10 protein-coding genes are annotated in these 11640 nt (G+C 61.8%); 2 read left to right on the top strand and 8 right to left on the bottom strand.

Going from position 1 to position 11640, the window contains the following annotated elements; all coding sequences use genetic code 11:
- Positions 1–49: 49 nt before the first annotated feature.
- Entirely contained in the window at positions 50–1531 is a 1482-nt protein-coding gene (locus tag JOE39_RS07545) for a benzaldehyde dehydrogenase (protein ID WP_024682651.1), read from the bottom strand.
- A 279-nt stretch (positions 1532–1810) separates the two neighbouring features.
- On the opposite strand from JOE39_RS07545, the gene JOE39_RS07550 reads away from it, so the two are divergent.
- The gene (locus JOE39_RS07550) at positions 1811–3574 is read left to right on the top strand and encodes a sigma-54-dependent Fis family transcriptional regulator (protein ID WP_198705903.1); all 1764 of its coding nucleotides are present in this window, start codon (positions 1811–1813) and stop codon (positions 3572–3574) included.
- Between the two features lie 50 nt (positions 3575–3624).
- Here the strand turns inward: JOE39_RS07550 and treS are convergent, their stop codons facing one another.
- The 4 genes from treS to JOE39_RS07570 all read right to left on the bottom strand — a co-directional run bounded on the left by treS (position 3625) and on the right by JOE39_RS07570 (position 7553).
- The gene (gene treS / locus JOE39_RS07555) at positions 3625–5688 is read right to left on the bottom strand and encodes a maltose alpha-D-glucosyltransferase (protein ID WP_198705902.1); all 2064 of its coding nucleotides are present in this window, start codon (positions 5686–5688) and stop codon (positions 3625–3627) included.
- Positions 5689–5852: 164 nt separating this feature from the next.
- Complete coding sequence (locus tag JOE39_RS07560) at positions 5853–6422, bottom strand: LysR substrate-binding domain-containing protein (protein WP_229621122.1); 570 nt, start codon at positions 6420–6422, stop codon at positions 5853–5855.
- Positions 6419–6718 (bottom strand): LysR family transcriptional regulator, encoded by a 300-nt coding sequence (locus JOE39_RS07565; RefSeq protein ID WP_003314851.1) that lies wholly within the window; start codon positions 6716–6718, stop codon positions 6419–6421. The genes JOE39_RS07560 and JOE39_RS07565 overlap by 4 nt, the downstream gene beginning before the upstream one ends.
- A gap of 229 nt (positions 6719–6947) precedes the next feature.
- The gene (locus JOE39_RS07570) at positions 6948–7553 is read right to left on the bottom strand and encodes a DJ-1/PfpI family protein (RefSeq protein WP_003314850.1); all 606 of its coding nucleotides are present in this window, start codon (positions 7551–7553) and stop codon (positions 6948–6950) included.
- Positions 7554–7695: 142 nt separating this feature from the next.
- Here JOE39_RS07570 and ftrA point away from each other — a divergent pair, with 142 nt between their 5' ends.
- A complete protein-coding gene (ftrA, locus tag JOE39_RS07575) occupies positions 7696–8649 on the top strand; it encodes a transcriptional regulator FtrA (RefSeq protein WP_003314848.1) in 954 nt (317 codons plus the stop codon).
- Here ftrA and JOE39_RS07580 read toward each other — a convergent pair.
- The 3 genes from JOE39_RS07580 to JOE39_RS07590 are packed head-to-tail and all read right to left on the bottom strand — an operon-like array spanning position 8609 to position 11628.
- Positions 8609–9802, bottom strand: a complete 1194-nt coding sequence (locus tag JOE39_RS07580; protein ID WP_210077596.1) for a serine hydrolase domain-containing protein — start codon at positions 9800–9802, stop codon at positions 8609–8611. The two genes, ftrA and JOE39_RS07580, sit on opposite strands and share 41 nt — an antisense overlap.
- A gap of 3 nt (positions 9803–9805) precedes the next feature.
- Positions 9806–10960 (bottom strand): iron-containing alcohol dehydrogenase, encoded by a 1155-nt coding sequence (locus JOE39_RS07585; RefSeq protein ID WP_198701742.1) that lies wholly within the window; start codon positions 10958–10960, stop codon positions 9806–9808.
- A 23-nt stretch (positions 10961–10983) separates the two neighbouring features.
- Entirely contained in the window at positions 10984–11628 is a 645-nt protein-coding gene (locus JOE39_RS07590) for a LysE family transporter (RefSeq protein ID WP_210077595.1), read from the bottom strand.
- Positions 11629–11640: the final 12 nt, after the last annotated feature.

An 11640-nucleotide genomic window follows, 5' to 3' on the forward strand; every position in this document is an offset into this window, starting at 1 on the left:
CGTTGAATCAAATCACTTGTTGCAGTGAAGCATGGAATATCAGTCAGACTCAGAATGGATAGGCCGGCGCCTGGTTCTTAACTGTCACCCACTGCCATTGGCTGTATTCATCCCAGTCCGAGGGGCTGCCAGCGCTGCTGCCGTTGCCAGACGCACCGCGCCCGCCGAACGAGTTGACACACTCATCAGCCACTGTCTGATCGTTGATGTGCAGCATGCCGCACCTGAGTCGGTCGCCAAGCGCCGTCGCGCGGCCGATGTCAGGGGAAATCACCGCAGCCGCCAGGCCATACTCGGAACGATTGGCCAGCTCGATGGCTTCCTCGTCCGTGGAAAAACTGACCACAACCGCCACCGGGCCAAATATCTCTTCGTCGAATGCGCGCATGCCGGGTTTCACGCCGCTGAGCACGGTCGGTCGATAGAACAGGCCTTCATACTCGCCACCGGTTTCCAGTTGCGCGCCGGCCTGCAGGCTGTCACTGACCACCTGATGCACGTGCTGCAATTGCCGTTTGTTGATCAGCGGCCCCAGAGCAGCCTCACCGCGTGCCGCGTTACCCACCGTCAGCGCCCGCGCCTTGTCCGCCAGCTTGCGGGTCAGGTCGGCGACAATGGACTCATGCACCAGAATCAGCCCGGTGGCCATGCAGATCTGCCCCTGGTGCAGCCAAGCACCAAACGCCGCATTGCTGGCGGCCAGATCAAGGTCGGCGTCTTCAAGAATCACCAGTGGATTCTTGCCGCCCAGCTCCAGCGACACTTTCTTCAGATTGCGACCCGCAGCCTCGGCAACCTTGCGTCCGGCGCCAGTCGAGCCGGTAAAGGTGATCATCTGCACGTTGGTGTCGCGGCACAACGCCTCGCCGGCATCGACCAAACCCGGCAGCACGTGCAACAGCCCCTTGGGCAGGCCGGCTTCCTCGAACAGCCGGGCGATCAGGAAACCGCCGCTGATCGGCGTCTGTGGATCGGGCTTGAGCACCACGGCATTGCCGGCAGCCAGCGCCGGAGCGACCGAGCGCAGGGACAGTACCAAAGGAAAATTGAACGGCGATATCACCCCCACCACACCGTGCGCAACACGCCGCGCATAGGACAGACGACCTGCCTGACTCGGCAGTATCAGGCCATGACCATGGGCCTGCGACAGCATCCCCGCAGCCTGACGCAACAACACGATGGTCTCGTTCACTTCGTGCTGGCCCTTTTGCAAGCTGCCGCCGGTCTCGCGGGCGACATACAGGGCCAGTTCATCGAACGCACAGACCGCATGATCGGCGGCCAGAAGAAATATGTCGGCCTTTTCACGCGGCCCCAGCGCCGCCCAGGCAGGTTGAGCCAGCGCGGCCTCACGGCAGGCAACGGCAATGTCCGCAGCATCGGCCATGGCAGTGTTCATCAGCAGCTCGCCGGTCGCAGGCTCGATGACGGGCAATGAAGGAGAAGAGGAAGGAATCCAGTCGCCATTGAAAACGCATTCGGCTTCAATCGCGCGTTGCAACAGAGGGGTGCCATCAGACGCTGACATATTAAGACTCCGGCTTTTATGGTTGTAATCGCCTGCCCCTTTTGTCGTGGGAAGCATGCGCCGTACTTACGTCAGAGCAAAGCCTGTGCCGGGATTGTAATCCGACCATCATGTCATCACTCAACCGCTTTGGAACGAGGGTTTGCGACGACCTTGCTGAAACTTCGTGCCCCTCACTCGGAAACTCTACGCGGACGCGCTTGTTCATTTGATGAAGTTATGTTTATTAATCAAGCCTCGATTTGATCATTTCGACCATCGCCCGGCCGAGGTACACCCATGAACAACCCTCACTGCGAGCTGCCCGATCACAGCGTTCCCACCGAGCATTTCTCGCCTCGCGGCGACAGCAGTCAAACGCACGCAGGCGGCTCGCCAACCGCCGAGGAATTGACCAGTTGCCTGTTCTTTTCGCCTGACGATGGGCGCATCTGGCTCAACGACCAGCGCATGTTGCTGCTGCACACCTCATCGTTCGGCACCCTGCGCCGCGAGATCATCGAGCGGCTGGGCCAGGAGCAGGCACGCGGAATGTTCACCCGTGCCGGGTATCTGTCTGGCGCGCGTGACGCCCGATTGATTCGCGAACGCTGGCCACAGGCTGACGCCTCTTCGGCGTTTCGGGCAGGTACGCACTTGCATACCCTGGAAGGCATGACCAAGGTCGAACCGTTGCACTTCAAATTCGACGCCGAGTCAGGGTTCTACGAGGGGGAGTTTCTCTGGCATCACTCGTGCGAAGCCGACGAGCATGTCGCAGCCTATGGTATCGGCCAGGACCCGGTGTGCTGGACCGAAATCGGCTACGCCACCGGGTTTGTCAGCGGCCTGTTCGGACAGATGGTGGTTTTCCGCGAAGTCGAATGCCGGGGCATGGGGCATGCGAGCTGCCGTGTGGTCGGCAAAACCTCGGAACAATGGGGCGATGTCGAACGCGACCTGAGCTACCTGAGAGCGGTCACCTCACCTGCTCCAGTGCACAGCGCCCCGACGCCAGCAGCGAGCTATGAGGCAAGCCCGCCGACCGCCACTGACCAGCCACTGGTCGGCGCAAGTGCTGCCTTCAATGCGGCCAGCCAGGCGTTGCAACGAGTGGCGATGACCCCGGCAACCGTATTGATCAGCGGTGAGTCCGGAGTCGGCAAGGAAATGTTCGCCCGCCAGTTGCACCAGCTCAGCCGCAACCGCGAAGGCCCGTTCGTTGCGCTCAACTGCGCAGCTATCCCGGACAACCTTATCGAGGCCGAGTTGTTCGGGGTGGAACGAGGGGCTTATACCGGGGCCACGCACTCCAGACCCGGGCGTTTCGAGCGCGCCAACGGTGGCACGCTGTTTCTCGATGAGATCACCTCGCTAAGCCTTGCCGGGCAAAGCAAGCTGCTGCGCGCCTTGCAGGAACGGGAAATCGAGCGCGTCGGGGGTGTACACGGCATCAAGGTCAACGTTCGAGTGGTGGCGGCGACCAACGTCGATCTGCGCAAGGCGGTGGCCGCTGGCGATTTCCGTGAAGACCTGTTCTATCGCCTCAACGTCTACCCGATCGCCCTGCCGCCATTGCGCGAGCGCCGCGATGACATTCCACTGCTGATCAATTTCTTTCTCAAGCGCTTCTGTCAGGAGTACGGCAGGACGCCGGCCGGATTGACCATGCGCGCGCTGAAAACCCTGCTGGGTTATGACTTTGCCGGGAATGTACGTGAATTACAGAACCTGATTGAGCGCGGCCTGATTGCCAGCGATGAAGGCCAGGCCATCGATCTGGTGCATATTTTCCGCAACGAATCGTTACCACGGGACGCCTACTCGCTGAATCACCACGGCGCGCTGCGTCAGGCATCGGCTGCGGGTGCACAGCAGGCACCTGCTGCCTCGCTGCTGGACTCCCTGAATCAGCCGGATCAGGCGTTCTCCATCGACGGCCTCGAACAGCGCCTGATCCAGGAGGCGCTGGACAAGAGCGAAGGCAACCTGGCGGCCGCCTCGCGCTTGCTGGGCCTGAGCCGCGCCCAATTTGCGTATCGCCTGAAAAAGCATCAGCCCTGAGCAGCCTGACTCAGCGGTAACGCGCAGCCGATCCCGCTGCGCATTACACCTTACAGTGGCAAGGCGCTGACCACGCGTAGGGCCAGCCCTTCGTAGGCGTCCAGGGTGATAGTGAACTCGCCCTGCTCGGTCAGATCGCCTTCAACACGCTCGTTGATGATGTCGACCACCGGACCCGGCGCGATACCGGGCAGTTGCAGCGTTTCGACGATGGTCTCCGCGCTGAAATTGAGCGCAGTGATCTGCGTGCCCTTGCCGGCCGGCAATTCATGGACCATGACCAGCAGCCCTGGATGCTCGACATCCGGAATCAGAATCTGACGGCTTGCGGCGATGTCATAAGCGCGGCGCACAGCGAGAATTTTCTTGAGCTGCGAGGCAAACGAATCGGGACGCTGGAGCTGAGTGACCAGGCTGCCGTACAGCGTCTTGGGACGCGGCATGTCACCCGCAGAAAACTCGGCTTCCGGGTCCAGATCGACCAGATCGTAGGCGCCGCGGTGAACCCAGCGTGTGTCGCCATCCTGCATCAGATGGTCGACCTGCTCGGCCGGCAGTGTCAGGGCACCCACAAGGTCCCAACCCGACAGAGCAAACACGCCCGGCTGCATGGCGTTGTACATCACCAGCAGCAAGTGGATGTGCTGGATCTGCTGAATGTCGGCATCGGTGATGGTGTTCAGGTCACGAATGCCCAGCGCTGCAGTGATGATGCTCGCCGTGGTGCAAGAGACGCCGTTGGTGACGAATTTGAGGTTGTACGGCGCATGTTCGCCGGACAGCTTTTCGTACATCTCCTCACGGATGTGCTCGCGCAGGATGTTGCCCGGGAACGTCTGGCCCTGGTAATGGAAAGTATCGTGGGCGTGCAGCGTCCAGAAGTGCACCAGTTCCAGAGTCAGTTCATCGTGGTTCTGCAAGGCATGGATCAACGACGCCGGATCGATGCCATAGGCATGTACCTGACGCAGCATCAGGCGCAGGAACTCGGTGGTGCCGGTCAGCAGCGCGTGCTGATAGGCCGGCCGGGTAATGAAATCGTAAGACAGATCCGCGCCACCCTGCCCCATGGAGGCAATGTCATCGATGGTCAGGTTCAGCTCCTGGAAGCTGAAGCCGCCCGCCTTGCGGATCGCACCGGCCAAAAGCTGGTTGCCGGTGATCGACAGCGGATGGCTTTCCGACCAGGCGGTACCCTCGGCGCGACGCTCGACACCAAGGAAGCCGTTGGCGTCCAGACGCAATACGCGGGCGCCCATGACATCGATGGCGTGCAGCGCGTCACCGATGATCATCTGCTGCGCGGCAAAGCTGGGGTCCAGCCAGTTCAGGGAGGGCTGGCCGTCCTTGAAATAATGCAGGTAAACCCAACGGCGGGCCTTGCCATCAACGCCCTGTACCACGTCAGTGGCGCTCCAGTCGGTTTCCTTGACCCCGGGCTCGAAGAAAATTACCCGCTGCAACTGGCCGACGATGTAATGCTTGTCGCGCAGCTGATCCACCACATCGGGCATCAGGTTGACAGCATCGCGGCCCGCAGGCACTTCAGGCAACAGTTGCCAGTCTTCCTCACGGATCTCGACCATGTGGAACAGACCGGGGTAATCCTCGTACGCCATCTCGGCCAGGCGGAAGTCAGCGCCCTTGCCGGTGTGCGACGGGATGATGTCGTCGATGATCACCGCGTTGTGCGCTGCGGCAATGCGCGTCAGGCTCAACAACTGCGCCTCGGTACCCAGGTCCGGGTCGATGCCGAAACTGATGCGGTCGAAGTTGCCATCGATACTTGGCGTGCGCTCGCGGCCGTGCAAGCCGCCGGAAAGCTTCAGCGGCCCGTTGTGAATGCCCTGAATGCCGATTTCCGACAGTGCATGCCAGAGGGTCTCATCACCCAGCGCTTCGAGCACCGAGCCGCCTTCGCGGGTGACGATGGAGGCCGGGTAGGCGGTAAACCAGACCGAGGCGATAGCGGAGGCGTCTCTGGGACGTGCAAGGGCGAAAGGACGCTGCCAGAGCCTGCCCTGCCCCGAATAGGTCTTGGCGCGCTGTCTTGCGGCGTTCAGCATCGATTGCTCGACCAGCCAGTCCACGTACTGCTTGTCCGGTATCGTCATAGCGTTCAGTCTTCCTCTCGAATCGGCGACCTGAGACGCCCCGCGTGCGGAGCGTCCTGAATGTATTGCTTACGGATATGAGCCTTGCCGGCCCGATTCGTTGCATTCGTATCGCGTTCAAACGTTCGTTGAGGGCACTGTGACAGTGTTTTGTGACACCTCGGTCAATCAGGCCGAGTGTTAGAGGCCGGTGGTTTTTTCAGTGCCTGAACCACGGCATTGGCGGCGTTGGACAGCAATGAAGCAGGCCGCGCCACGACGCTGATCTGACGCCTCACGGTCAGCGGCAACGGGATCGATTCCAGCTCGCGAAGCCGCCCGCTCAACAGCGCGCTGGGCACAATCGAGATGCAATGGCGTTTGCCAACCAGGTCCAGCAGCGTGTCCAGGCAACTGAGTTCGCCGCGATGGCTGAGCCGTACCTGTGCCGATGCCAGTTGCTGGTGCAGGCGTTCCACGCCCGGATGCCGCCAGGCAACATAGCGCGACACCTGCGCAAGCTCGGCGAAACATTGCGCTTTGCCCTGCTTGCTTCGCGCCGCCACCAGTAGGTAGTGGTCCGACCAGCAATGGTGTTCGAGGTAATGCTCGTCCAGCACAGTACCCGGCAGGATGAGAATATCGGCCACGCCCTTTATCAATGCGTCCAGCGACGGATTCTGTTCGCTGCGGTGCAGCACATTCAGGTGGATATCGGGGTAATGATGGGCGAGAAAGTCCAGCGAGGCGCTCAGGCCGGTTTCGCGGATGTGCGAGTGGTAATGAATGGTGACGCTGCCACTGACCCCATTTTTTTTAGTTGTTCGAGCGTGGCCATGATATTTCCCAGGGTCTGGTTGATGACCTTGCCTTCAGGGGTGAGCGTGCAACCCGTGCGGCTGCGAATGAACAGGCGTTTTTCGAAAAAATCTTCGACCTCCTTGATCGCATAGCTGATGTTCGACTGGCTGCAGCCCAGAATGGCGGCGGCCTCGGAGAACGAACCGTGCTGTGCAACGGTTTGAACGACTTTGAAGAAGTGGGTTTTCATGTGTCCTGCACTCTGGTTTTGCAAAGGTGGGTGCGGTCCTGCCGCTGAGCCAAAGGCTCGGGAATACAGGAAACCCCCGCCGAAACACCGAGTTGGCCGGGTTATCGGTCGTTCGAATGAGTGTCTCAAGCGGGGGTAAGGCGGACGCTGGCTATAGCGTTGAAGCGCTGGCTATGCACATTTCGGGCACATAGCCTCTTCAGGGGTATCCGCAGCGCGACTGGATGACTCAGTCGTTCTCGGTCCAGTCGAAATCCATCTGCAGCGCGGTGCGTTCGGCCAGTTCACGGCTGTGCAGGCGCTCGACCAGGTGCAGGCTCATGTCGATGCCGGCAGAAATGCCTGCCGAGGTCACGAACGAGCCTTCATCGACCCAGCGCAGCGTGCTGAGCACGTCCACCGACGGGAACATTTCCTTGAGGTCGTCGATGTCTTCCCAGTGCGTGGTCACCTGCTTGCCGGCCAGCTTGCCGGTCCTGGCCAGCAGGAAGGCGCCGGTGCACACGGCAGCGACCACGCGACCGGGCTCCGACTGATCGCTGATCCAGTGGATCACGTCGGGTTTTTCCAGCTCGGCGGTCACCACGCCACCCGGGACGATCAGGCAGTCGACGGGCGGATGGTCGTTGATCGAGAAATCCGGATCGACCTTGAGCCCGGCGCGGGCACGCACCGGCGCCGTGCTGCGGCCGATGGTGAACACGTTGAACAACTGCCGGTCATCACGGCTATTGCGGGCGTGCATGCGGGTTGCGGTGGTGAACACTTCATAGGGGCCAGCGAAGTCGAGAACCTCGACGTCGTCATAAACGTAGATACCGATATTGAGTGGCACGAGTTGGCTCCAGGGCCTGCATGGCAGACCACTTGCATCATATTGAGGGTTAAGCGGGTTTCAGCGGTGACACAGAGCAGATTACTCAGTAGCATCACGCCAAACTACTGGCTGAAATGCCAATATCCGGTAACATCGCGCCATGAAAAATCATCTCGTTGTCGCACTCATCTACAACCAGCTGTGCACCTTCGAATTTGGCTGCACGGTTGAAGTCTTTGCGCTGAAAAGACCAGAGTTGGGCGTCAGCTGGTACGAGTTTGCGACCTTCCCGGTCGACGACGGCCCGATCACCGCTGCCGGGGGCATCACCATCGTGCCGACACCCGGCGAGGTGCTGCTGGAAAACGCCGACACGATCATCGTGCCGGGCTGGCGCGGGGTGGAATCCGAGGTCCCGCAACGGCTCATCGAACAGCTCCAGGCGGCTCATGCACGCGGCGCGCGAATCTGCTCGATCTGTACCGGGGCTTTCGTACTGGCGGCGGCCGGTCTGCTCGACGGGCACAAAGTGACTACCCACTGGCGCTACACCGACCTGCTGGCCACCATGTACCCGGGCCTGACCATTCAGCCCAACGAACTGTATGTGGATCAGGGCAGCATCGTGACCGCAGCAGGCTCGGCCGCCGGGCTGGACATGATGCTGCACCTGGTGCGCAACGATCACGGCTCGCGCGTCGCCAACATGGTTGCGCAGCGCATGGTCATCCCGCCGCATCGCGAAGGTGGACAATCGCAATACGCATCCCGGCAACTGGTATCGGCCAGCGACGGGCCGATTTCCAACCTCATGGACTGGATTCGCAGCGACTTGCAGCGCCCGCATACCATCAAGGAGATGGCCTCACGCGCGGCGCTCAGTACACGTACCTTGCACCGCAGCTTCATGGAAAGCACCGGGCTGACGCCTTACGACTGGCTGCTCGGTGAGCGCATTGCCTACGCCAAGGAACTGCTGGAATCGTCGAAATTACGCCTGAACGAAGTGGTGGACCGCGCCGGCTTCGGCTCCGAAGAGTCGTTTCGCCGGCACTTCCGCAATCTGGTAGGCATCAGCCCGAGCAGTTACCGCAAGCAATTTGCCCGGGCCTGACCCCCAGCCTGGGGTAAAGCGCATCGACGATTGCGTCGGCAAATTCGCCCCACGCGCCGGCAACCGCCGTGTTGGTCAGGACCACCATGCTCAGCGCAGCACGCGGATCGACCCAGTAATGGCTGCCATACAGCCCGCACCATGACCAGGTTCCCGCGCCCTGCCGCTGCCCGGCGAGCGCTGGATCGGTGAGGATCATCGGCCCCAGCCCGAACCTCCAGCCGGGCCCGCGGCTGGCGATGCCCGTCTGGCCGATCGCATTGCCCAGCAAGCGCGCGGTACTGGCCTCACCCAATAGCGGCGCGCCGCCGAGGCGCAGGCATTCGAGCAATCGAAGGTAGTCATCCGCCGTGCCCAGCATTCCCGCCCCGCCTGACTGATACGCATCGGTGTCAAAGGCGCGGGCTGCGGAAAGCTGCGCCTTGCCGCTGGCGAGCAGCACCTCATCGTCATCGCCGATACGCTGCGGGCCGCCGTCCCCGTCCTTGTAGGCGCTGGCCAGCGGCGGATATCCCGGCAGGTGCCTGAATGAGGTCGCATGCATGCGCAGAGGCGCGGTGACCCATTTATCGATGGCTTCTGACAACGCCAGCCCCGTGGCCTGTTCGACCACTGCACCCAATACATCCGTGGCCAGCGAGTACCCCCAGGTGCTGCCGGGCTCGAACAGCAAGGGCACACGCGCCAAACGCGTCAGGTTTTCCTGCAGGTCGAACGCTACCCGGTCCAGCCCGTCCGACACCCCGGCTCGCTGATAGGCATTATCGGGCGCCTGCTCAAAGCCATAGCTCAAACCGGACGTGTGTGACAGCAGGTGCTGCAGCGTGATGAGTGGCTCGCGGCCGTTGGCCAGACGCGGTCGAAAGGCTGGCAACCAGTGAGTCACCGAAGCGTGCAGATCCAGTACACCCCGCTCGCAGAGCCGCAACACCGCAACCGAGGTCAACAGCTTGGTCAATGAGGCCAGGCGAAAACGCGTGCGGCGGGTGACCGGAATCTGCTGCTCGCGATCGGCCCAGCCGCGCGCACTGGCGTATGCCAGGCGGCCCTGGCGAGCCAGCAACAGCAAGCCGCCGACGATCCGGCCCTGCTCGACGAAACTCCGCCAGACTTGGTCAAGACGCTGTAGGCCCACCTCGTTCAGGGCAGCCATGGTTCACTCGCCCCTCACTGCACGGCTGAAAATCTGCGCGTAGACCTGCGCCGAATGGCGAATCGGGTTGGTGTGCGAGCATCCATCGGCAAAGGCCATCCGTCCGACCCGCTCGGCTTCGCGATCATCAATGCCGATCTCGCTCAGCGTATGCGCAATGCCAATCTGCTCGCGCAGCGTCAGCAGCCAGTCCATCACCCCGGAAAACCCGGGCGACGGCAACCGCAGGTAAACCGCCAGATCGTCCATTTGCGTCTGCAGCACCGATCTATTGGCCTCCAGCACATAGGGCAGCAGGATCGCGTTGAGCAAGCCATGATGCTGATCGTAGAGCGCCCCCAGGCTCTGCGCGATTGCGTGTACGCCGCCCAGACCACGCTGAAACGCGGCCGCGCCAAGGCTGGAGGCCACCAGCATCTGCTGTCGCGCCTCCAGATCCTGCCCATCGGCAACAACGCGCGGTAAAAACGCTTTGATCATCTGCATGCCCTTGACCGAAACCGCCTCGGCCATCGGGTGCCAGGCCGGCGAACACCAGGATTCCATGCAGTGGGTCAAGGCATCGGCCCCGGTGGCGGCGGTCAAGTGCCTGGGCAGGTCGAGTGTCAGCGTGGCATCCAGAATCGCGATGCGCGGCATCATGCGAATGTGCAGGATGGTGCGTTTGACCTGCGCCTGTTCATCGGTAATCACCGACGCACGCCCGACTTCAGAGCCGGTCCCGGCCGTCGTCGGCAGCGCAATCACCGGCGCAATGCCATCCGGATCGGCGCGCAGATGGTTGTCGTTGATGTCTTCGAAATCCCATAACGGGCGGGTCTGGCCCGACATCAGTGCGACTGCCTTGGCAGCGTCCAGCGCCGAGCCGCCGCCAAACGCAATCACACCGTCGTAGCCACCGGTTCTGTAAGCGTGCAGCCCCTCGGCGACGTTGGTGCCGGTCGGGTTGCCCTTGACCCGGTCAAACAGGCCGCAGTGACCCAATTGGCTGCGGCAGTCCTCTACGGCGCTGGCGATCATGTCGGTGCTGCCGAGAAAGCTGTCGGTGATCAGCAGCGGACGCTGTATGCCGGTCACCCTGCAGGCGTCGGCCAGTTCATTGACGCGTCCTGCGCCTGCGCGGATGGAAGTCGGGTAGTGCCAGTCGTTGCGATGCATGCAGGTATTCCTTTACAGATGTTTCAGTGAATGAAGGCAGCCGGCAGCAAACCGATCAGCAGGCGCAGACCAAAGGCGATCATGAACAGGCCGGTGACGATGTCGATGGCCTTTTTCATGCGCTGATAACGCGCCTGTACCGCAGGTATCGAAAACAGCGTGGCGAGCAGCACGAACCAGGAAATCGCCAGTACCGCGATGATCGATACCCCCGCAGTGCGCACCCACATCGGCATGCCTGGCGTGGTCACGGTGGTGAACACGCTGGTGTAGAACGCCAGCGCCTTGGGATTGGTCAGGTTGGTCAGCAGGCCGAACCGATAGGCGCGGCGCAGACTGCCAATGCCCAGCGCAGCGATATCCCTGGGTTTGGGCTGGCTGCCGGCACTGCGCAGGCTTTTGCTGCCGAGCAAGGTCAGGTAGGCACCGCCGAGCAATTGCAGCGTCGGTTGCAGCCATGGCAACTGCTGAAACATCAGCCCCAACCCGGTGGCGGCCAGCAAGGCCCAGAGAATGCTGCCCGAGGCAACGCCCAGCCCGGCACAGATGCCCTGCTGCCGTGACTGGCTGAACGAGAGTTGGGTGATGACCAGAAAATTCGGACCGGGGCTGATGATCAGCACGATGAACGCGCCAGCAAGGGCGGTCAGCAAAGTGATTTCGTACATAGCAATAATTCC

This window comes from Pseudomonas sp. PvP100 (assembly GCF_017833055.1).
GTDB classification, from domain to species: Bacteria; Pseudomonadota; Gammaproteobacteria; order Pseudomonadales; family Pseudomonadaceae; genus Aquipseudomonas; species Aquipseudomonas syringae.